The organism is Bariatricus sp. HCP28S3_D3, from assembly GCF_052065755.1.
GTDB lineage: Bacteria > Bacillota > Clostridia > Lachnospirales > Lachnospiraceae > Allocoprococcus.
Genome location: NZ_JBQHTK010000019.1, coordinates 1 through 20929, shown reverse-complemented (window position 1 = coordinate 20929; position 20929 = coordinate 1). Strand labels below are relative to the sequence as shown.

At 47.0% G+C, this 20929-nt stretch carries 23 protein-coding genes and 6 pseudogenes; 2 read left to right on the top strand and 27 right to left on the bottom strand.

The window, feature by feature from the left end; translation table 11 throughout:
* Nucleotides 1–744: 744 nt before the first annotated feature.
* The 3 genes from ACTNB3_RS11810 to ACTNB3_RS11800 are packed head-to-tail and all read right to left on the bottom strand — an operon-like array spanning nt 745 to nt 1560.
* Entirely contained in the window at nt 745–1041 is a 297-nt protein-coding gene (locus ACTNB3_RS11810) for a DUF3847 domain-containing protein (protein ID WP_002584328.1), read from the bottom strand.
* Nucleotides 1034–1375 (bottom strand): DeoR family transcriptional regulator, encoded by a 342-nt coding sequence (locus ACTNB3_RS11805; protein ID WP_002584329.1) that lies wholly within the window; start codon nt 1373–1375, stop codon nt 1034–1036. The genes ACTNB3_RS11810 and ACTNB3_RS11805 overlap by 8 nt, the downstream gene beginning before the upstream one ends.
* Entirely contained in the window at nt 1372–1560 is a 189-nt protein-coding gene (locus tag ACTNB3_RS11800; RefSeq protein WP_002584330.1) for a hypothetical protein, read from the bottom strand. The genes ACTNB3_RS11805 and ACTNB3_RS11800 overlap by 4 nt, the downstream gene beginning before the upstream one ends.
* 483 nt (nt 1561–2043) lie before the next feature.
* Here ACTNB3_RS11800 and ACTNB3_RS11795 point away from each other — a divergent pair, with 483 nt between their 5' ends.
* Nucleotides 2044–2850, top strand: a complete 807-nt coding sequence (locus tag ACTNB3_RS11795; protein ID WP_002584331.1) for a helix-turn-helix domain-containing protein — start codon at nt 2044–2046, stop codon at nt 2848–2850.
* Nucleotides 2851–2968: 118 nt separating this feature from the next.
* Here ACTNB3_RS11795 and ACTNB3_RS11790 read toward each other — a convergent pair whose 3' ends face one another.
* From ACTNB3_RS11790 to ACTNB3_RS11770, 5 genes and pseudogenes are all read right to left on the bottom strand, one after another.
* The gene (locus ACTNB3_RS11790; RefSeq protein ID WP_002584332.1) at nt 2969–3460 is read right to left on the bottom strand and encodes a nucleotidyltransferase domain-containing protein; all 492 of its coding nucleotides are present in this window, start codon (nt 3458–3460) and stop codon (nt 2969–2971) included.
* Between the two features lie 51 nt (nt 3461–3511).
* Entirely contained in the window at nt 3512–3889 is a 378-nt protein-coding gene (locus ACTNB3_RS11785) for a TnpV protein (protein WP_002584333.1), read from the bottom strand.
* Nucleotides 3849–4121: a helix-turn-helix domain-containing protein gene (locus tag ACTNB3_RS11780; RefSeq protein ID WP_002584334.1), complete on the bottom strand. Its 273-nt coding sequence runs from the start codon at nt 4119–4121 to the stop codon at nt 3849–3851. The genes ACTNB3_RS11785 and ACTNB3_RS11780 overlap by 41 nt, the downstream gene beginning before the upstream one ends.
* 160 nt (nt 4122–4281) lie before the next feature.
* Nucleotides 4282–4380 (bottom strand): annotated as a pseudogene (locus ACTNB3_RS11775) (Maff2 family mobile element protein); the annotation flags it as partial.
* A gap of 21 nt (nt 4381–4401) precedes the next feature.
* Nucleotides 4402–6018 carry a recombinase family protein gene (locus ACTNB3_RS11770; protein ID WP_441016301.1) on the bottom strand — a complete coding sequence of 539 codons (1617 nt, stop codon included), beginning with the start codon at nt 6016–6018 and terminating at the stop codon, nt 4402–4404.
* Nucleotides 6019–6250: 232 nt separating this feature from the next.
* On the opposite strand from ACTNB3_RS11770, the gene ACTNB3_RS11765 reads away from it, so the two are divergent.
* Nucleotides 6251–6406 carry a hypothetical protein gene (locus ACTNB3_RS11765; protein WP_441016304.1) on the top strand — a complete coding sequence of 52 codons (156 nt, stop codon included), beginning with the start codon at nt 6251–6253 and terminating at the stop codon, nt 6404–6406.
* Nucleotides 6407–6470: 64 nt separating this feature from the next.
* On the opposite strand, the gene ACTNB3_RS11760 is transcribed toward ACTNB3_RS11765, so the two are convergent.
* The 19 genes and pseudogenes from ACTNB3_RS11760 to ACTNB3_RS11670 all read right to left on the bottom strand — a co-directional run.
* The gene (locus ACTNB3_RS11760) at nt 6471–6665 is read right to left on the bottom strand and encodes a transposon-encoded TnpW family protein (protein ID WP_441016307.1); all 195 of its coding nucleotides are present in this window, start codon (nt 6663–6665) and stop codon (nt 6471–6473) included.
* A gap of 14 nt (nt 6666–6679) precedes the next feature.
* Complete coding sequence (locus tag ACTNB3_RS11755) at nt 6680–7522, bottom strand: ATP-binding protein (RefSeq protein WP_441016310.1); 843 nt, start codon at nt 7520–7522, stop codon at nt 6680–6682.
* Nucleotides 7519–8277, bottom strand: a complete 759-nt coding sequence (locus ACTNB3_RS11750; protein ID WP_087284433.1) for a phage replisome organizer N-terminal domain-containing protein — start codon at nt 8275–8277, stop codon at nt 7519–7521. Before ACTNB3_RS11750 ends, ACTNB3_RS11755 begins: the two co-directional genes overlap by 4 nt.
* 112 nt (nt 8278–8389) lie before the next feature.
* Nucleotides 8390–8776 (bottom strand): cysteine-rich VLP domain-containing protein, encoded by a 387-nt coding sequence (locus tag ACTNB3_RS11745; protein WP_441025849.1) that lies wholly within the window; start codon nt 8774–8776, stop codon nt 8390–8392.
* Nucleotides 8766–9413, bottom strand: a pseudogene (locus tag ACTNB3_RS11740) (relaxase/mobilization nuclease domain-containing protein); the annotation flags it as partial. The pseudogene ACTNB3_RS11740 and the gene ACTNB3_RS11745, both read right to left, overlap by 11 nt.
* Before the next feature lie 71 nt (nt 9414–9484).
* Nucleotides 9485–10424: pseudogene (locus ACTNB3_RS11735) on the bottom strand (relaxase/mobilization nuclease domain-containing protein); the annotation flags it as partial.
* Nucleotides 10396–10794 (bottom strand): plasmid mobilization protein, encoded by a 399-nt coding sequence (locus ACTNB3_RS11730; RefSeq protein ID WP_441016316.1) that lies wholly within the window; start codon nt 10792–10794, stop codon nt 10396–10398. The gene ACTNB3_RS11730 and the pseudogene ACTNB3_RS11735, both read right to left, overlap by 29 nt.
* 685 nt (nt 10795–11479) lie before the next feature.
* Complete coding sequence (locus ACTNB3_RS11725; RefSeq protein ID WP_249279599.1) at nt 11480–11677, bottom strand: helix-turn-helix domain-containing protein; 198 nt, start codon at nt 11675–11677, stop codon at nt 11480–11482.
* Nucleotides 11670–12092, bottom strand: a complete 423-nt coding sequence (locus tag ACTNB3_RS11720; protein WP_441016322.1) for a sigma-70 family RNA polymerase sigma factor — start codon at nt 12090–12092, stop codon at nt 11670–11672. Before ACTNB3_RS11720 ends, ACTNB3_RS11725 begins: the two co-directional genes overlap by 8 nt.
* Nucleotides 12093–12248: 156 nt before the next feature.
* Nucleotides 12249–13355, bottom strand: a complete 1107-nt coding sequence (locus ACTNB3_RS11715) for an ABC transporter permease (protein WP_441016325.1) — start codon at nt 13353–13355, stop codon at nt 12249–12251.
* A complete protein-coding gene (locus ACTNB3_RS11710; RefSeq protein WP_407879140.1) occupies nt 13348–14223 on the bottom strand; it encodes an ABC transporter ATP-binding protein in 876 nt (291 codons plus the stop codon). The genes ACTNB3_RS11715 and ACTNB3_RS11710 overlap by 8 nt, the downstream gene beginning before the upstream one ends.
* The gene (locus ACTNB3_RS11705; RefSeq protein WP_441016328.1) at nt 14208–14978 is read right to left on the bottom strand and encodes a hypothetical protein; all 771 of its coding nucleotides are present in this window, start codon (nt 14976–14978) and stop codon (nt 14208–14210) included. The genes ACTNB3_RS11710 and ACTNB3_RS11705 overlap by 16 nt, the downstream gene beginning before the upstream one ends.
* Nucleotides 14975–15496 (bottom strand): RNA polymerase sigma factor, encoded by a 522-nt coding sequence (locus ACTNB3_RS11700; RefSeq protein WP_441025899.1) that lies wholly within the window; start codon nt 15494–15496, stop codon nt 14975–14977. Before ACTNB3_RS11700 ends, ACTNB3_RS11705 begins: the two co-directional genes overlap by 4 nt.
* 223 nt (nt 15497–15719) lie before the next feature.
* Nucleotides 15720–15860: a Maff2 family mobile element protein gene (locus ACTNB3_RS11695; RefSeq protein WP_002578913.1), complete on the bottom strand. Its 141-nt coding sequence runs from the start codon at nt 15858–15860 to the stop codon at nt 15720–15722.
* Between the two features lie 85 nt (nt 15861–15945).
* Nucleotides 15946–16044 (bottom strand): annotated as a pseudogene (locus ACTNB3_RS11690) (Maff2 family mobile element protein); the annotation flags it as partial.
* Between the two features lie 149 nt (nt 16045–16193).
* Nucleotides 16194–18080 (bottom strand): group II intron reverse transcriptase/maturase, encoded by a 1887-nt coding sequence (ltrA, locus tag ACTNB3_RS11685; protein WP_101695384.1) that lies wholly within the window; start codon nt 18078–18080, stop codon nt 16194–16196.
* A 722-nt stretch (nt 18081–18802) separates the two neighbouring features.
* A pseudogene (locus ACTNB3_RS11680) lies at nt 18803–18931 on the bottom strand (Maff2 family mobile element protein); the annotation flags it as partial.
* 143 nt (nt 18932–19074) lie between these two features.
* Entirely contained in the window at nt 19075–19386 is a 312-nt protein-coding gene (locus tag ACTNB3_RS11675; RefSeq protein ID WP_173876987.1) for a hypothetical protein, read from the bottom strand.
* Nucleotides 19387–19398: 12 nt separating this feature from the next.
* Nucleotides 19399–20817: pseudogene (locus ACTNB3_RS11670) on the bottom strand (VirD4-like conjugal transfer protein, CD1115 family); the annotation flags it as partial.
* Nucleotides 20818–20929: the final 112 nt, after the last annotated feature.

The following is a 20929-nucleotide window of genomic DNA, read 5'->3' as shown; positions in this document are numbered from 1 at the left end:
ATATTATCCTCCTTTGCATGTCATACGATACAAAGTCGGTTTGGTGAATGTTTACTACGTATAGATTTCACCAAAAGGAACCGACACTATACGGAGTGAATCATGTGTAACTATCTGTTCTGCACTATTCATAAAGCACCTCCAAAACAAAATAAGAGCCACAAGAAAGTTTATCCTTGCAGCTCGTCATAGCATAAAATAACACCACTAAGCAAAAGTGGCAACAGCACTATATTGAGTAAGATAGACATATAACTTTCTTGCAATAGACACAATAATGCCAAAGTATAGCACTACCGCATATTTTGATTTTATTTGCAAGAAAAGTTAATCATCTTCCCACCTCTTTCTAAATTTCAAAATATTATACCATAAATCGCAGGCAAATACAAGTGGTTATAAAAATTTAACAAATCGCTTATAATACAATCATATAACTTTACGCATTCCTTACTGACCGTAAAATTCCGATTTATTGCTGACTTTATTATACTTTATTGCCTATCGAAAAGATAGCATATTTTATGAAACTTGTCGGCTGGGAACAGCTTGCAACGCAAGGTGTCCCCAGATGACAAGTCCACAAAAGGGTAGCTGGCGGTAGCCAGCGCAGGGGAAGCGTAGCGTCCCCTGTATGATTTGGAGCAGACCATGACTGCGAAAAATCACAGCCCTCCGGCAAGGAGCCTTCGGAGAACGCAATGCACCAACCTTTGGGTGGTGTATAATTGCGCCCTTAGTAAACTAAGGGGTTTCCGGCTTCTCACGTTCCAGCAGTTTCTTCAATAGTTCCTGCGTGTCCTGCCTGTGAAAAATGAGTGTCAACAACAGCATGACATCATCATCTGTCAGGCGTTCCGGCTCTTGCAGAAAACTTTCCAGCATACCGCCACGAGTACAGAGCCGGTGTGTCCGTTCTTTTCGGGTAAGCTGCTTTAGCTGGTGCTGCAATGCCTTTTCATCATTGATGGCTTTCCGCAGTTTCTTTTCACTCTTTTCCAACTCTCGGTTGAGCTTTTCCAGCTTTGAGGTATCAGGCAAGGGCAGCGTCCTCCTTTCCCGGTATCAGCACATAAATCCTGTTTGGTTCTCCAACGCCCTGACGCACTCGCATGATCAGTCCGGCGGTTTCCAGTTCATTCAGAGAACGCTTGACCGTCATGGGGCTGCGGGACAGGACTGCGGCAATGGCTGTGACAGGGAAGCAGATAAACAGGATTCCGTTCTCGTCCTCCTGTCCGTTGGATAGCATAGCGTCCAACATCCGGCAGTACATGACCTTTGCGGTGCTGCTGACTGGAAATCCTGTCAACGCTCTGGGAAAGGGCATACAGGGCGGCAACGGTGTGCCTATCGTCATAAATTCAAAATTCATTCGGTGTGTTCCTCCTTTTTCTTTGCTCTTTTGGATAAATAACGGGGGCAGTCAACCACAACCGCCCGGAAGCTCTGCTTGCACCCATGCTTGCATTTCCGGCATAATTCGTTGTAAGTGACACGCCCCCGGTCATTGAGGTAAAAAGAAAGCTCATGCTTCCTCTTTTTGCTCATTCTCGGCATATTGCGTTTCCTCCCGTTTTAGTGTATAGTTTCGGGGCGATTTTCGGCAAAATTACGGTCATAGAGCCGTCTAAAATCTCCAGAAGTATCAGCAATAGGGTAGACTATCCCCCTATCAGATTGTCGTGTTTCGGTATCATTTCGGTATCAGTTCGCCAGTTCTCCCCGGTGTCGTTCCTCCCCTGAATCTCACAGCGGCGTATTGCTCCCTTTGGTACGCTCGTTTCGGTCAGGGTTCCTCCATATCCCTGCCAAAAGTCATGGCGCTACATCGCCGGGGAAGCATATCCCACACAGGCTGGTCATTCGATTGGAATAATCCATCGATGAACTACCTGTATCATAGAACATTTTTGTGCCCTGTGCCGTATGTCCACAAAGTAGGAATTAAGGGTAAAAATCAGAAATTTCCACGATTGCGGAAAGTATGATATAATCCAGTTAAGCGGCAGTAATGAAACCGCCGGAAAGGAGCGTGCGCCCATGAAAGGAGCGACAAGCATACAGGAACGCCTTTGGGAACTCCGCAAGGACAAAGGCTTAAATCTGGAAGAATTATCAGAGCTGACGGGCATTTCCAAATCAGCTCTTGGCAGTTATGAAAAAGAGGATTATAAGGAAATCAATCATGGCAACCTTATCACGCTGGCAGACTTCTATGGGGTTTCCGTTGATTATCTGCTGTGCCGGACAGAGAACCGGGAGCAGATCAACACGCCACTAACAGAGCTGCATTTGAATGATGAGATGGTGGCACTTCTGAAAGGCGGTCGGATTAACAACCGTCTGCTCTGTGAGCTTGCCACTCATAAGGACTTTATCAAGTTTCTTGCGGACATTGAGATTTATGTAGATGGGATTGCCACCATGCAGATTCAAAACCTCAACGCCCTTGTCGATACTGTCCGGCATGAAATCATTGAACGGTATCGCCCCGGCGAAGACGACCCGCATTTGAAAGTGCTGCAAGCCGCCCATATCAGCGATGATGAATATTTCAGCCACATGGTTCTTGATGACCTCAATCTCATTATCCGGGATATTCGGGAAGCCCACAAAAAGGACAGCGAGAGTGCGCCCCAGACCACCGTTGCCGATGAATTGAAAGAAAATTTGGAAGCGGTTGAAAATTTCAAGGGCAGTCGGGATGAAAAGCTGGTTGTCCTTTACTGCAAGCAGCTCGGCATCAACTATAAAAATCTGTCAGACGAAGAATTTCGCTGGCTCATTCGGATTCTACAAAAATCAAAGAAAACAGGAACTCCTATCAGTCAAAGGAAAAAACGGTAAAGAAAAACCGCTGTTGCATGGTTGTGTTTGCTTCCATGTAGCAGCGGTTGGTGCTATACTTATTCAGTTAAAATTTCAAAGCGATAAAGTGGAATTTATCTTAGAAATTACAGCAATGTTATTTTGATAAACTTTCAAGAATTGAAATATCATGCTTATCTTTATCTCTTAATTCATAACCTGAATGGAAAACTCTTTGGCCTTTTAAGGATATACAAGGAATTGTTTTTCCTTCAAAAAAAGCACTACCAAAGTAATCTTTTTCAAACTCATACCAGCCACCCTCTAAATCAGCTTGTTTTGAAGTTCCGTCCTCACTTAAAACGAACGGGTGAATGTCTAAGTAACCAAGTTCATCACTATATAACTCTATTCTAACCGGTTTCCAGTCTGTATCAATTTTATAGCCCAGATTCAAAAGCACATTTAACAATTTTTCCGTATGTTGAGCATCAAAATTTATATCTATATCTCTATGAATTCTTGTTTGTTTACCAGCTAAAATATCTACACCCCATCCGCCATCCAACCAGTATGTAATTCCAGTATTTTCGAATAATTCTATTACTTTCATTAAATCTTCTTTTGTTGTTATTTCTTTTCTACCCATACAAAGTCTCCTTTACAACTTCTAATTTGTAATAATCATTCTACCATACCGTTATGAATAAATCATCTCATGTAAAACAATTTCTTCTGCCCGGTTGTGAATGTTATTGCAACGCTGCACCCATTCCATTTGACGGGTACGCTTCAATTCCTCGGTCACGCCCTCGGCAGCTTTCATCTGCTCCATGATGGTGTCTAACCGTTTCTGTGCCTGTTCGTTCAGGTCTGCAAGATATGTCCACAATTCCCCGGTCAGGGTCAATGTGTGTAATCTGGCTGGGCAGACTTCTCTTAAATATTCCCGGTGCATCCGTCCGTACTTTCCGATGGGGCGGTGTTCCTCCGGCAACTTCAAGTCCGGGATGTAGTAATCTCCAACAAGGATATAATCAATTCCGTTTTCTTTTATTCTTGGTTTCAATTCGCTCATGTTCCTTACCTCCTGTGGAAGCAGGCTCGTCTGGTACTAACTCAATCACATCGGTAATCTCACAATTCAGCGTTTCGCAGATACGGGCTAATGTATCCATGCTGATGTGCTTTCCCTCTTTGCTCATGTTGGCAATCATATTTGTTGTCATACCAGCGGCAAGCCTTAAATCCTCTTTTCTCATATCACGCTCTAACAGTGTGTGCCAGAGTGGTTTATAGCTGATGTGCATATTGTTTTCCTGCCTTTCTATCCATACCACCGGAGCGGCTGCCCCGGCAGGAACTTTTCTCTTATTATAGCACCAATCTTGTGAAATCACAATTTATTCTTGTAGCCTGCCGCTGATACCGTCTGGATTGGCTTTTCCTTTCTTTTTGTTCCCTTTAATTAGCCATGAACTGCTTCATGCCCTGGGACTTTACTGATGTGCGATAAAGAAGTAATAGAAGTGTAAAAAATTTTGCCGTTCCTATCCGGCACTTGCGCATTGTGTCGGATAGGTCGGGCGGTTATTCCGGCAAGTCAATCTTGCCGACAAAGCTGTAATAAATCTCAATGTCCTGTCTGCGGGTGCCGTTCTCGTCATAGCTGCACTCATGCACGACGATTTTCTCAATCATCTCTCGCAAGAGGGTGGGGGTAAGTTCCTCAAAGGCAAGGTACTTTCGGACGATACCCATAAACTTTTCCGCGTTGACGGTGGCGGCCTGCGATTTGTCCAGTTCCTCCTGCAAAGCGGCGGCGCGGTCTTTCAGTTCCCGCTGTTCCTGCTCATAGTCTGCCGACAGTTCCATGAAACGCTCGTCGCTGATTTTGCCGTTCACATTGTCCTCATACAGCCGCTTGATAATGCGGCTCACTTCGGCAATGCGCTCCTGCGCCTGTTCAAGCTGCTTCGTGGCTGCGGCGGTCTTTCTCTTGCCGCCGATCTCGTTCTGCTGGATAAGCAGCTTCACAAACCGGCTCTCATGCTTGGCTGCGTATTCGGTCACTTGCCGGAGATTTGCCAGGACACCAGCGGTCAACAGGTCGGTGCGGATAAAGTGCGCCGTACAGTTCCGGGTGCGTTTCTTGTAGCTGCCGCAAATGTAACAGTCCTGCTTGCGGTCTTTGTTCTGATACCGCTGCTGATACAGCACATGGCCGCAGTCTGCGCAGAACAAAATCCCGGAGAACAGCCCCACTTCATCGTAGCGGTTGGGGCGCTTGCGCTGCTTGCGGAGTTCCTGCACCCGTTCCCATGTTTCACGGTCAATAATCGGCTCATGGTGGTTCTCGAAAATCGCCTGTTTCTCAATGGGGTTCTCTACGCTGTGCTTGGTCTTGTAAGAGGGCTTTTCCGTCTTGAAGTTCACCAGACAGCCGGTGTATTCCCGGTTTTCAAGGATATGCACCACGGTGTTGGTCGCCCATTTGCACTCATAGCCGGGGTGATAACGGCGGGTGCTTCCTGTCCGCTGATATTCCAGCGTCCCCGGCGTGGGGATTTGCTGCTCGGTCAGCATACGGGCAATCTTGGTCGGGCCGTTCCCGGCAAGGCAAAGCTTGTAAATCTGCTGTACCACCGGGGCGGCTTCCTCGTCAATGATGAAGTTTTCGTCCTCGTCCATGAGATAGCCATAAACCGGCTTGCTGGTAACAGGCTTGCCGCTCATGCCTTTTGATTTTTTAACTGCCTTGATTTTCTTGCTCGTATCTCTCACCAGCCATTCGTTGAACAGATTTCGCAGCGGGGTAAAATCGTTGTCCATGCCGCCGTTTGCGCTGTCCACATTGTCGTTGACAGCGATAAACCGCACACCCTTTTGAGGGAACAGCATTTCCGTGTAAAACCCCACTTGCAGGTAATTTCGCCCCAACCTCGACATATCCTTGACGATAACGGTTCCCACTTTCCCGGCTTCAATGTCTGCAAGCATAGACTGAAAGCCCGGCCTTTGGAAATTTGCCCCGGAATAACCGTCGTCGGTGTACCAGCGCAGATTGGTAAAGCCGTTCTGTTTTGCGTAGGCTTCGAGTATCCTTTTCTGGTTCGATATGGAATTGCTCTCGCCTTGCAATTCGTCCTCATGGGACAATCTCGGATAAAGGGCGGTAATTAGGTTTTGGGTGGCTTGTCTTAACATAAAATCCTCCGTTTCCGACAGCCAGCCCCACTATTCCGTAGCTTTATTGTACCACGGAACAGCGGGGGCTGTATAGCGGTAAAAGCGTCAAAACTGCTTCTTTATAGCCTATAAAAAATGACGATTTTTATTTCACGGCTTCTCGTTGTAAATATGGTGGTAGAAAAATTCAAATTCGTATGCTATACTTGTTTTATTACAAAATCTCGGCTTGTTTGAAGGAGTAGCACTTATGAAAAGAAGTGTTTTATTAGCTATTTCTATTGTTATCGCAATCGTTTTACTGATAGCGGCGATATTTACAAAGGATTGGATTTTCTATCTGCTCATTGCCTGTCTTGTGTTTGCAGTATCAATAATTGGAAGCAGAAAAAGAAAGCAGAAATAATCTCAAATCCGGCTATCGTTCCAGCGGTCATGCTCCCCGGCGTGACCGCTTTTCCATGCTCCGCTTAGGCGGTAAAGGGGGATTTGTGTATGGTAGCGGCTTCCGCTTCCAGTACCCGCGCCATTTTATCGGCGGCGGTGGTTGTGGTGTCTTTCTTGAAATAGCCGGACACGACAAGGACGGAGTTGCCCATGCGAATTTCCGTCACGCAGTCGGGGCGGCGGGTGGTGCGGTGGTCGTGCTGCTTGTTATCTGCCATAGGCAATACTCCTTTCAGTCGGTAATCAGTTTCTTCATGCTCTCCATTTTCCGCTGCGCAGCTTCCTGCCGGAAGTTGTCGCCGGTAAAGCGTACCGGGACGCACATGGAAAGCAGCCGGTCATAAATCCGGGAATGGGCGGTGTCCTCCGGGTTTCGCAGGTCGTCCAGCGTGAGGTTGGTCGTGACGATCAGCGGCTTGCCGCTGCGGTAACGGCTGTCAATCACATTGAAAACCTGTTCCAGCCCGTATTCTGTCCCGCGCTCCATGCCGAAGTCGTCAAGGATAAGCAGCGGATAGCGGCAAAGGTGGGAAATGTACTCGTTGCGGTTCTCAAAGCTGGCGGCAAGGTCGTTGAGGATAAGGGCAAAGTTTGTCATGTGGACGGGGATTTCTTTCTCCATTAGGGCGTTTGCGATACAGCCCGCAAGGTAGCTTTTCCCGGTTCCCACGCCGCCCCAGAACAGGCAGCCGATATTGTCGGTTCGCATATCCTCCCAGTGTTCCACATACCGGCGGGCAATCCCGGCCTGCGGGTTCCTGCCGTTGTCGTTCTCAAAAGTCCAGTCCCGCATGGTGGGGTCGGTAAAGCCCCGGCGTTTCAGTTCTTCCACGGTGTCAAGGTGCCTGCGCCGCTTCTCGGCGGCCTCCCGTTCCTCGCGGGCGGCTCTCTGGCAGTCGCACTCTGCCGGGTGGCGGTCACGGCCAAAGATAGCGGCCTTATCCGGCGCAAAATAGGCTTCTTTCGGCTTATGGCACTTGCCGCAGTACAGTAAACCATCCTCGCCGGTGTAGTCCTCCGGCTCCGGGGTGGCAGCCGTCATATTCTCCAAAACAGCGTTGATTTCGTTCTTCATAAACTCTCGCCCTCCTTGCATGAGTAGTCTGGTATGCCCTTTTTCGGGGATTTCCTGGCTGCGTCCTCCTGCGCCCATTTGTAGATTGTGGCGGCATGGCTGCGGTATCGCTTGCCGCTGGACGCGATATGGCAGGATAGCCGGTCAATGTAATAGTTCCATTTGTCGGGCAGGTCTGCTTTCAGCCCGTCCAGTTCTGATTGCGAAAGAAAGACATTTTCATATCGGCCATAGGCGGCGCGGGCAGGCTGTCCCGTATCTAACTCTCGCTCTCTCTCTTTTTCTATCTCTATCTCTTTCTCTATCTCTATCTCTGGTGGACAAATGTCCGCTTGATATGGTGGACATTTGTCCGCCCCGGCCTTTGGCAAGGCTTTCTGCTCCTGCAAAGCCAGCCTTGCCCGCCGTTTCCGCTCCCCCTCGGTAGAGGATTGGCCGATAAGCAGTTCAATGTTGCTCATATACAACGCGCCGTTCTGTAACGGCTCCACAAGCCCCAGCTTCATAAAAATCTGCAAGGCTCGCTCTACGGTGCCAACTTGCTGGCGGGTAATGGTGGCAATCATCTGCGCGGTGTAGGGAATATTTTCATCAAGCTGCAACTTCCCGCCGTTTTTCAGCGATTTCAGGTACAGTTTCAAGAGAATGTTGGAATAGAGGATACCGTCCTGCATACTTTCCAGCAGCACGATAGCATCCTCGTCAAAGTAATTCTCTTTCAGCTTGAGGTAGTAGTATTTTCGGTTGTCTGACATGGTTCCTCCTTTGGGTGGATTTAGGGCGTTTGTACGCATTTAGAACGCCGTTTCCGGGGGAAAAGGATAAATGTATCAAGCCCCCGTTGAGGGCGGGCAAAAAAGCCTTGATTTACAAGGGTTTGACAGCCCCTAAATGCGTAGAAAGGTGGTAGCGTTTGCGCTGTCGCTCGGCTTCTTTGCGGCGGCGTACTCTGGCGGCGCAGTCGGGGCAGTATTTCCCCCGGTTGGATTTGGGGACAAATGCTGCCCCGCAGACGGCACACCGTTTCCGGCTCCCCCGGTACAAGAGGGCTGCGGCCAGTTCCCCGTCAAGTGGCAGGACAGCCACACGGAACCAGCGGCACATGAGGGAAAGGGAAATGCTCTGGGCGCACACGCAAGGCTCCCCGTCGTCCAACAGCAGGCAGTTTCCCTCGTCGTAGTTACAGCACTCATGCACCAGCCGCCGCGCCCGCCGGTGCTGGCGGTAGTCCATTCTCGGCAGCTTATCGCTCATGGCTCTGCTCCTTTCTGCGGCGGGGTTCCTCCCGGCGCAAAATCTGGTCGATGTTCCGCTTGACCGTCTGCAACTCCGCATACCGCTGCTTCTGTTCGTGGTAGGTGTTATAAAGGCCGGATTTCTTGGAGACAAGCTGCTCGATCTCGTCCTGCAACGCTTTCCGGGCGGGCAGCTTGGTAATGCCATGCGCCTTGAAATACCGGGCGGCTGCGTCGGCTATGATAAAGTCGCTCTCATGCGCCTGCCGGTATGCTTCGCGGGCTTTGGGGGATTTCTGCGCTTTCAGCCCGTCGCGGGCAGGCTTGGTCTTGGCGTAGGCAAGTACCTGTTGCTGCAACTCCTTTTTCCCTTGCAGCTTCGTTTCCAGCGTTTTCAGTTCGCCGCTGGTCTGGCGCATTTCCTGATAGGCGGTATCAACGGCAGCTTCTAACTGCTCCGGGGAAGTGAAGCCGTATTCCTGATACACATTCAGCGTCGCGGCCATCTGTTTGAGGTTGTGCATGGCCGCCCAGCGTTCATAGCCCCGGCCTTTGCCCTCGGCCATTTTCTGCTCAATGTCCACAAGCCGCTGCACACCGTCCTCTTTCGGGGCGGTCTTGGCGGCTCTGTCTGCCCGTAGTTGGTCTTTGATAGACAGGGCTTCGGTCTTTTCTGCGGCTCCGGCGGCATGGGTCTGCGGCTGGGGGACGGAATGAACTGTTACGCCCCTCTGGGCGTTCTGCTCCAAAACGGCAAGGACAGCGGTGCGGTCAAAATCGTCACCCAGCTTGCGGGCAGTAATGGGCTTTGTCCTGTCCGGCGTGAGATAGGATAGCCGCCCCCGGCTCTCCTTGACGGCCACGCCCTCCCGCAGCAGCAGAGAGGAAAAGTCCTCGAATGAGGTCGCCGCAGACAGCGCGGCGCGTATGGTCTGCCGCAGCTTCTCCTTGTTCGTTTCAAACTTGGTCTGCCGGGGCGTGATACCGCCTGCAATCATGGGGGCGTTCTGCTTGTCCAGCGCGGCCTGTCCCTTTTTCTGCGCCCAATACTCCCGGTCTGTGACGCGGTTCTTGCTGCCGTTCAAGAGGTCGATTTGGTAAAGCCCCTCCCGGTGGCACATCTCCATGACTTCGGATTTGAAGTAGCGCAAGGCCGCGTCAGTACAGCGGTGCTTGCAACCGGCTTTCGTGTCGGCTGGCCTGTCCATGTAGGGCAGGAACGGGACTTCCTCTATCCGCAGCGAATTGATAACGATATGCACATGAATATTGCCGCTGTGGTTATGGCCGTCCGGGTGGGTACATACAAGGGCTTGATGGCCGGGGAAATGCTCTTTACAGAATTGCTCTCCTAACGCCTGCGCCCGGTCTACGGTCAGGCCGTTGTCCGGGCCGTCCCGTGGGTCAAAGCTGATGATATAGTGGTGGCTTTTCACATCTTCCCGCCGCTGGTTTTTCTCATAGCGGAGATTTGCCCGCATACAGGCAACGGCAAAATCCTCCCCGCCGCAGTTCAGCGTGGACAGCCGGTAGTCCTCGCGGGGGATAAGCCTGCCGGTTTCATCAAGGACGGGCTTCATGGTAAACTCGTCATGCTCAAACAGCAGGTATTGTTCGGCGGCTCCGTAGTCGGCGTTTTTAGAGTTGATATGCTTGAGTGTTGCCAACTGCGTCACCTACTTTCCTGAGGACTTCATACTTGAGGGCGGCAAGGTCGGCTATGGCGGCGCGTACCTCGCCGGACAGCGCGTTATAGGGTGCGCCGTACTCGTTCAGATACCGGGCAATCTGGTTGAGGTTGCCGCCAATCCTGCCGTACTCGGCTGTGAGTTTCCCGACAGCGGAAAGCAGTTCGTCATTGACCGCTGACACATGGATAATAGGGCGTATGGCGGTGCGCCGTATCGCCTGCCGGAGAAATTCGGACTGGCTGATACCATAGGGCGCAAGCCGCGCTGTGAAGTCGGCGTATTCATCTTCGGACAGCCGGGTTTTCACAACGCGGCTGCGGTGAGGTGTGTTGTATCGCTTCGGCATGGGCTGTAAACCTCCTTTCACTTATCACAAAAAATAGGCTGGTCTGTTAGGTATTTCCGGGGCAGTTCTCGCAAAAAAACGGCCTGCCGGACGGAAATATTTTTGCGGCGCAAGCCGCCATAGCAGGGTTTGGGGAAGGCACTCCCCAACAAGTTTCCCGCGAGGGGCAAAACCGCAGAATTGCGGATTTTGGCACCGTGGTAGAAACTTGCTCTAAGACTGCCGCAGACTGCCCCTGTCGGGTTTTTCCGTACATAGAACGGACAGAACAGGGCTTGCGGCCCGCTGTGGGCGGTCTTTTTTCCTTTCCGCTAAAGATACATTTCAAAGGCCGCCAGCTACCCGCTGGTCGTGGATTTTTCAAAATTTCTTTTGCTTCTGTAATCCGGGCAACAGGGTTTTGGCAACTGGCGGGGCAGAGAATTTTCCCTTTCACTCCCTACACCACCGCGTTTTGAAATTTGCCAAACAAAACGGCTTATTTTCTCTTTGCTTCTTACTACGGACAAAAATCAAAAATGCCAAACGCCGGGGCAGAAAAATTTCCCCTTCACTTACTACTACAATCCGAACAGGGCAAAATGGCCGGGAATGCAGCCGGACAACAAAAAAAGCAGCAAATCTTTTTCAGACTTACTGCTTTCACTGGCCGCGCCGGTGGGCGGCTGATATTCTGTTTTAGGGCTTATCGGTCAAAGCGAAACTTGAATAGCGCGGCAATTAGCTTCTGCTTCACATATTCCTCAACCTCGGCGTTGACCTGCCCGTGTACTTTGGAAAAGTAGCGGATATATCCGGCATAGTGGGAAAGAACGGTGTCGATTGCGTCCGGGTCGCCCTCATGGGCTTTGACGATTGTTTCATAGGAGAGAAGTTTACTCATAGTCTTTTCCCTCCATAAGCCGCCGTAGCCGCTGCAAGGCAAGCTGGATATGCCGCCCCGCTGTGCTGCGTGTCCGGCCGATATGTACGCCGATCACTCGCTGCGGCTGGCGCAGGAAATAGTAACGGAAGATTTCTTCCTGTGTCTGCTCCGGCAAAAGGGCAAGGGCGGCGGCAAGTTCCGCATGGTACAGAACGGCGGTCTGGCCGCAGGCAGTAAAAAGATATTCTTCAAACTGCTCCGGCTCGGCAAACTGGACAAACTTCTCATTCATCAGGTAGTCAAGGGAAACTTCCCGTTCCCACCTCCGGCGCAGCTTCAAGATTTTATCTATGGCTGCATGGCGAATAACAATCTTGCAAAAGGCGTTAAAGGTGTACTGGATATGCACCTTGTAGGCTTCATCTTCGGTCATGGAAATTCCCCCTCTCTGATAATAGTGCGGGGCGGCAGCACTCCTTGCTGTCGCCCCTTGATTGCCTACCAGCAAAGGCGGGCGGGGCTGTCAACGGCGGCGCGCCGTTCATCTTGACCGTTGACTGGCTCGGCTGGCTTTGCTCTCAGTATATACTTATCCCATAACTTGATGTTTCTTTGTCGTATTCCTTATCAAAAAATAGAACAAGCATATAAGACATAGGTTAAACAAAAACATAATAACTGGTTGCTGAATACCCATATATGTTTTTACAGAAGTAAATACGCCATTCATGTGAAGCATAAAAATCGGACAAACTTCTTGTAACTTTTGCAGTAACGGTACACTCTCGGAAAAATCGAATAGAACCGGCAAAAAACATACCACACATGAAGCAATGAGAGCCGTAACCGGAGCATTCAATTTTGCACTAATAAATAGCGTAATGATTGTCATTGCAATAAGTCCTAATATATTTAATGCTACTGAAATTAAGAACATTTGCAAAAAAGTCAAATCATAGGTAGAGGACGCATAATGTAATGAGGATTGAATATTTACATTCCACCCTTGTACTCCGTATATTCCCATATATAGAGCAGCATTAAGCAGCATAAAAACAATGTACATACCTATGACAGTTTCTAAAGAAGCTATGATTTTTGCTGTCACTAGTTTTGTTTTTCCGTAGCGTGCCGCATAAATCACGCTATCTGTATGGCAGGAATATTCTTCTGAAAAAACCGGAGATAAAGTAATTACAACAAGCAGACATAAAAGTATAGCTAAAACATTCCCCATACTGGACAGCATTTTATCCCACCCGTCACAATATCCTAAAATAATAGATTCATGATTAGGATAGGCTTCTTCAATAGATTTCATTTCTCCGTCTGGCTCTGTCATGTATTCCAAAATAGCTGCCTGATCCCTATAAACATGAAGCGCAGAAAAAGCCGAATTTTCATCCTTTGTAGCGGTAGCTGTTTGTGCTTCTGTTATTCTTTGCTCCATAAGTGTCAATAAATCCGGGGTTAATTTGCCTGCAAACATATTTGCGGTTTCTTTTCTTTGTTCAATCGCAGCAAATCCACTTACAGTGTCCATTTTCCCGGTATCGTAGTTATAGAATACAGAGGTATAACCAAACTGGAATAGGAAAAAATAAGCTACGATAAGGATAATTCCCATAACAAAAAAAATTTTAGTCGGTTTTTTTGAAATTATCTTGCCCCGCTCTGCTTTAATCATATCATTCATTATCAGACACCTCCGCAAAGTAGTATAAATATAAATCCTCTAGTGTCGGCTCTACATTCCGCGCAGTTTTGCAAGGTGCCACTTCTGATATAATTCTTAAACGCTCTGCTCCTGCACTATGTTTTAGATTTGCCACAACATAGTTTTTTTCTAAGCTATCGACTTCCTGCCGGGTTACGTCACATTCCCATACAAACGATTGAATTGGCTGCAAAATTGTTTCCGCTGAACCTTGATGCAACAATTCTCCATTTTTCATAATCAATATTTCTTTTGCAATGTACTCAACATCGGAGACAATATGCGTTGATAAAATTACAATACGGTTTTCGGCCAACGTACTAATCAGATTACGAAATCTGACACGTTCCTTTGGGTCAAGTCCTGCTGTTGGCTCGTCTAAAATTAAGATTTTAGGATTGTTCAAAAGTGCTTGCGCAATCCCCAGCCGTTGTTTCATCCCGCCGGAAAAAGTTTTGATTTTTACATTCTTTTGTTCCGATAATCCAACTTTTTCCAATAGCTCCAAAGAACGTTTATGAGCTTTTTGGTGCGGAAGTCCTTTAATTGCTGCAATATACATCAAAAATTTATACGCCGTAAAGTTTGGATAGTACCCAAAATGCTGTGGTAAATATCCTAAAATATTGCGATACTGTTCTCCTAAATCGTGAATGTTTTTTCCATTGAGCATAATAGCCCCTTTGGTTTCTGTTTGAACATCACATATCATGCGCATAAGAGTGGTTTTTCCTGCACCATTCGCACCTAATAAGCCATACACTCCATTCGTCAAAGTTGCGTTGAAACACCGTACCGCTTTCTTTTTTCCATACTCTTTAGAAAGATTCTTTATTGTAAGTTCCATGCTGATTCTCCTATCATTTTTTCATGCTTCAAATAGTTCCGTACCGTTTTCCCTAATAGGGCAAGTGAAAAGAAATAAAAGGCAGCCCAGCCCCATAGCATTGATGTTTCAAAAAGAACATCCTGTTTCAAAATAATTGAAAATATGACTGCTATACAAATCATACATACAAATAAATGGTAGGAAATTTGCCCCTTTTCATTTTTCATAATTGTCAAGAGATAGCAGGTACAGGAAACATTAAATGGAACCATACCATACAAAATTACTTCGATTATGGATTGTTGGTAATACAAACTTGTTATTACTAAAACAAATGTTATCAAAAACAAATCGGCTAAACCAATGATTAACATACGACAAGCAGTAATCTTCACCAACTGGCAGCGGCTGGATTGTTCTATTTCCCACATATCGTATATGTTACTTTTAGAAACCTCCCGAACTCCCACTAACACGATTAACGGAATAATGACCACAAGTGCTATCAAAGGATATTGAAAGGAAACATTCCAATGCCCGAAAAGACAAACCAGTAGAATAGCTATGGCAAACAATGCTATTTGAACAAGCCAAAAAGAGAGAGGAAGATACTGTAATTGACTTAGTAAAACACTCTGCAAAGAATCATTGTTAAATTCAGCACAGTCCATGTACTTTTTCCCGGCCGAAATCAATTCATTCATTTTGTTTTCAGGTATAGCAGGTGTATCATAAAGCTGTAGCCATTCTTGAATATCATTATTTTTTTTCATACATTATCGCCTCCTTTGAAATCATTAAGGTATCGCTCTATTTTTTGCAATCCCTGTCTTAGCCTTGATTTTACGGTGGGAATATTTGACTTTGTGATTTTTGCAATCTCCCGTATTTTCAAGTTGTGGTAAAAGCGCAAAATGATAACTTCTTTCTGATAATCTGGCAATGAAAGGAGTGCTTTACGGACTTCTGCTGTGTTTTCATTTTCTATCATTCTTTCTAAAGCACTTCTTGTATCATCTGTAATATCCAAAGTGTTTAAGTCTGTGTATATGGGCTTCGCCTTTTTGAAATAGTTATTACAGGTATTTGCGGCGATAGTTAGTAAGTAATTTTGAAACTTTCCCAACATACGGACAGCATGAATATTTTCTAACAATTTCAAAAATACGTCTTGTGTAATATCTGCTGCGGTGTCTGTATCTCCATTTAATCTGCGGTAACAAAACTGATAGATTAGTCCGTAATATTTACGGACTAATACGTCAAATGCTTCCGTATCGCCCGCTTGGATTTTTTTAATCAGTACAAAATCTTCGATGTTGTGTCACCGCCTTCCCTGTATAAAACGTCTTACACTATATAATAACAACTGATTATGCAAAAGGATTTAAGATTGGAGAAATTTTTTTCAAAACTTCAATTCTTATCGCCAATGCAATAGAATACAAATCCAGAATGGCGCTTTTGGGGTACGGAATGGTAGGCTGCTGTCTATCAAATTCTTGTGTGTTACTTTATGGCACATGAGCATTTGCGCCGGGGTTGTCGTTGCCGTAGCCTTCCAGAAGGTTGATGGCTCCCCAGATGCCGAGACCTGCACCGAGGGCGATAACGAGGGTCTGAAGAACGGTTACTGCGCTGTTGAAAAATGCCATATACGTTTCCTCCTTGATAGAAAATAGGGTTGGGAGCTTCTATCCCAACCCGTGATTGATTGGTTCGTAAGTTTCCAGCGGCTGATTAGCCAAAGAGACCGGAGAGCAGAGGTACAAGGGTAGTACCGATGAGAGCGACACCGCCGCCTGCCATGAGCTGCTTCATGCCCTGGGACTTTGCACCGGATAGCGATAGGTAATCCTTTGAAGTTATCTCCGGATTTTCCCCCGCTCCACACCGTGCATGCGACTTTCACCGCACACGGCGCTCCATCGAATTCAGCCGTCCAGGGCTTTTAAACACAACTTACACACTTCGTTACAGCATTAAATTCAAAGAATAATAGGTGGCATTTCTGCCATAGAACGAAGTTTGTTAAGCTTTTCTATTTGTTTATTGTCAAGATTTAAGGATTTCAGATACTTCTCAATCGTAGGTTCTGAAGAAGCATGGATAAGGATATGAACCGCTTTGCTGACAAGAATAAGATTTGCGTATTCATCCGAACCGCCATTGCTAACCGGCACTTTATGGTGGCAGTGAATATCGTGAGAATCCATCGGAATTCCTGTCACTGCACATTTACCATACTGTGCCGCATACAAAGAAATACGGTTATCCGCATATTCAATGGTTCTGCCTTTTACAGGATTTCTCATCAGCCATAACATTGTCGCTGTGTCGATTGCAAGATTCTTATGAATCTGTTCCCGACCTTTGACCGTATATTTATTGATGGATTTCCTTTTATGCTGGGCATTCTTTGACTGGACATATCCCAGTGGAACCACCGGACGTCCATGAAGGAACCTCATCTGTCTGCTTGCTCCATATTTTTCTTTGATGAACCCATTTCTGAGTTGTCCCTTTTTGGATAAGTCACCTTTCAGTCTGTTTCTGAGCTGTTTGTTGATACTGAAGGCAAGTCTGCTGAAGTCATGAGATACTTCTGTAGAAATACAATAGTATTCATGAAGTCCGGCAACTACAGAGTTGTATTTCTGAAGCTGCATGAACTGAGCATTATCATCTGACGAATGAGCCAGTTTCTTTACTTCTTCCGAGACTTTTTCATGAGCCTTTTTGTATGCTTTATCGCTCATATGAGACCGAACTACATATTTCTTACCCTTTTTACGGACTTTCAGTTTGAACCCGAGAAAATCAGAATACTGTCTTTTGAGATTAACTACTTTGGATTTGTCAGGGCTGATTTCCAGCCCCAGCCTGTCCTTTAGCCATAACTCTGTTGCCTTGTATGCTCTTACAGCATCCTCATGTGTTGCGCAGAAAATTTTAAAATCATCTGCGTACCGAACTGCATGCATCTCTTTTAGTCTGCTCCGGCGCAGAGCCCTGTAGGCGTGGCTCTTAATCTCTGTTCCCTGCGCATTGCTCCTTGTTTTGAATTTTGTTTTTGTTGGCATCTGCTCCCACTGGGAAGCAATCCACCAATCCAGTTCATTCAATACGATGTTTGCCAGCAATGGCGACAAAATACCGCCTTGCGGGGTACCCCGTGTGGGATATGTTTTCTCCCCATTTGGCAGAACAACAGGTGCTTTCAGCATCTCTTTTATAATGCATAACAGCTTTTTGTCCCGGATTCCCAATGCCCATATCTGACGAATCAGCTTTGTATGGCTGATATTATCAAAGAAGCCTTTAATATCGAGGTCAACCACATGGTACAGATGCTGTACCTGTATCAGCCTCATGCATTGCGCAATAGCAGTCTCAGCGGAACGGTTCGGGCGGAACCCGTTGGAGTTCTCACTGAATTTTGCTTCACATATCGGCTCCATGACCTGCAAAATACATTGCTGTACGATCCGATCTACGATAGTTGGAATTCCCAGAGGTCTGGTCTTTCCATTGGGCTTTGGTATCTCCACTCGCCTTACGGGTCGTGGATGATAATTACTGAATTGTTTCCGTATGAGACGGACGTATTCTTCCTCGCTTAACTTTGCAAGGTCGGCTATCGTCCTTTTATCCACTCCCGAAGTATCACTTCCTGTATTCTTCTTTATCGTTCTGTATGCAAGCTTGATATTTTCTTCACTCTCGATGATTTCCATCAGATGGTTGAAGGTTTTATCTTTCTTACTTTCTGCATACAGCCTGTCAAAAGTACCTTCCATGTCGTAATACTCTGAGTTGCGGATTTTTCTCTGTTTACTTTTCCTTTCTTGCTGCCCCGAAGTCAACACAGGCATCCTCTCCCTTCGGTTTGGATTTTCTTTGTCATACTCGAAGCTGTGTTTGTTGTGTTTTCATTTTCTTTGCTGAATTCGACTTGTGGCTATCCCTCCACCGCTTACTTATTCACGGCTTCACAGGTACTGTGCCACTACTCTCACTGGAATAAAGAATGGTTATTGCCCTCTCGCGAAGGTATTCCCATCCACCACATCATTGGCTTGCAACCGCCTCCGTATCCCCAGCTTTCCACGTTCCGATATTCCTATCATTGGACATCTTTAGGTTCTTCCTCTAAGCCTGTATCTGGTCATGCATAACCGCACCGCCTGTAACGATGCATGGACTTTCATAACAACCAATTTTACTCGCCCACAGATACCACCATGAAAGGTGTACCGCCTTTCGACAGCATCAACGTTTAGACTCGTACATTCGGAATTTCGTCAGTATTTTCATACATTCTCACCATGGATATCCGACCCCCGGCATATAGGCAACACCATCCACCTCTGGACAGCTTTCGTGTCTGGTCTGAAAACCAGTCTTACGGTTGCTCTCTGCCGACTTCACCGAGCTCTATAAACTTTTGGAGAGAGCCGTTGCATGCTCCCCGCCATTCGGAGTATCAGGGTGGCGCTTCGGGACGTTACCCCCTCATTTCACCCATCGGAATATCAGTTCTCCAAAGTTTCGGGCTACAATTGCCCTTCGACTTTGTGCGCAAGCTTTTCACTTACGAACGTGTCGCACGGTTGTCGTTACCGTAGCCTTCAAGCAGGTTGATTGCACCCCAGATGCCGAGACCTGCGCCGAGAGCGATAACAAGGGTCTGAAGAACGGTTACTGCGCTGTTGAAAAATGCCATATACTCTTCCTCCTGATATTTGAATTGGATTTTGAAATGAAAAAAGCCCTCCACGATACCGGAGAACCGGTCGGAGGGCAGAGACAACGAGACTATTCAACTGCAATCATATCTATCACCACCACCTTTCAAGGGAAATAGGGTCAATCATCTTTGCCGGTGCGATTCACCAGACCATCCCTTGCTTTTGCAATCTTCTGGATGCGGCTTGTCAGCTGAGCAATCGTTGTATTGATTTCATGCTGATTGTCCGCATAGAAGTAGCCATCATAATCGCTGCAAATGGGTTCCCCTTTGCTCCGCAGGGAATTGACGATTCTTCTGATTTCTGACCCTTTTACATGAAAAACGGCTTCAAGCGTTTTACTTGAAACCGGATTGTTGGAACCTCTGTAATACTTGGACAGGTATTCACAGAATGTTTCCTCAATATTGAATTGGGGAGTTTTTTCCATTAAGACCCTCCTTTAATCGGCATCGACTACTACAAATTCGTCACCTGCCTTTAATTTCAATCTACGACTCAGAAACTGTTCGATGTTGAACTCATTCTTTTTGTCGAAGTCTGATGTGTACTTATAGTTCGGATGCTGTGTCAGATCGTACTTGTCAGACAGAAACGGTCTCACACCACGCAGCTGCAAGATGCACTTACCACCATCCAGAACTGCCAGCTCATCCACAGTAGCAAGGTCTTTTCCCAGCTTCTGATAATTCATGCCGTAGGACGGGCTGTTACCTCTGGTGTTTGATGTGTTGTAGGTGTCGATGGTCTCTTTCCCAAGTGCCTGATTCAGTTCTTTCAACGTGGTCGGTTCAGAACCGCCGAGGAAAATACGGGAATCCATGTTGCCAATGATGGTGTCTGAGTTGTCCTTATAAATGGCTTTCAGCTGAGACTGTGCCTGAAGGACAAGGCAGGCAGAGATTTCACGGCTTCGGATGGTCGCAACCAACTTTTCCAGATTGGGAATCTGACCGATATTTGCCGCTTCATCAATCAGACAGCGCACATGAACCGGCAGTCTGCCGCCGTACACATCATCTGCTTTCTCACAAAGCAGATTGAACAGCTGGGTATAAATCATGGAGATCAGGAAATTAAAAGTCGCATCCGTGTCCGACATAATCAGGAACAGTGCCGTTTTCTTGTCTCCGAGGGTATCTAACTGCAATTCGTCATAGGCTGTAATGTCCCGGACTTCCTGAATATCGAAGGGAGCAAGTCTCGCACCACAGCTAATCAAGATACTCTTAGCTGTCTTGCCGGCAGCCAGCTTGTACTTCTTATATTGGCGAACTGCAAAATGATTTGGCTTTTTCTTTTCCAGAGCTTCAAACATCAGATCAACCGGATTCTGGAACTCCTCATCGTCCTCACGCACCTCCATTGCGTTTAAGAACTCAATCAGAGTGGAGAAGTTCTGTTCCTCTACCGGTGCTTCATAGTGGATATAGCCAATCAGGGCACAGTACAGAAGGGTTTCTGCTTTCGTCCAGAACTCGTCACCGGCTTTCCCGTCGCCTTTGGTATTGGCAATCAATGTCGTCACCAGCTTCAGAATGTCTTTTTCTGAATGGATATAGGCGAACGGATTGTAGTGCATCGACTTCTTAAAGTTGATGGTGTTGAAAATCTTAATGTTATAGCCATGCTTCAACAAAGCATGGCCGCACTCGATGACAATGCTGCCTTTCGGGTCTGTGACAACATAGCTGGAGTGCATCTGGAGCAGATTCGGTTTCAGCCAGAACCTTGTTTTTCCTGAACCTGAACCTCCGATAATCAAAACATTTTTGTTTCTGGCATTGGCAGGATTCTTCGGTCGGTTGGACATCATCAGCCGTTCCGTTCTTGTCAGAATAATGTTGTCCTCAAACTTTGGATGTTGGACAGCGAATTGAGGGAGACGCAAACGACAAATTATTTTTCCGTCCTTTAAAGAATCGACCGCGCAGTCTGGGAGCTAATGGCAGATTGACAGCGATAATACGGCA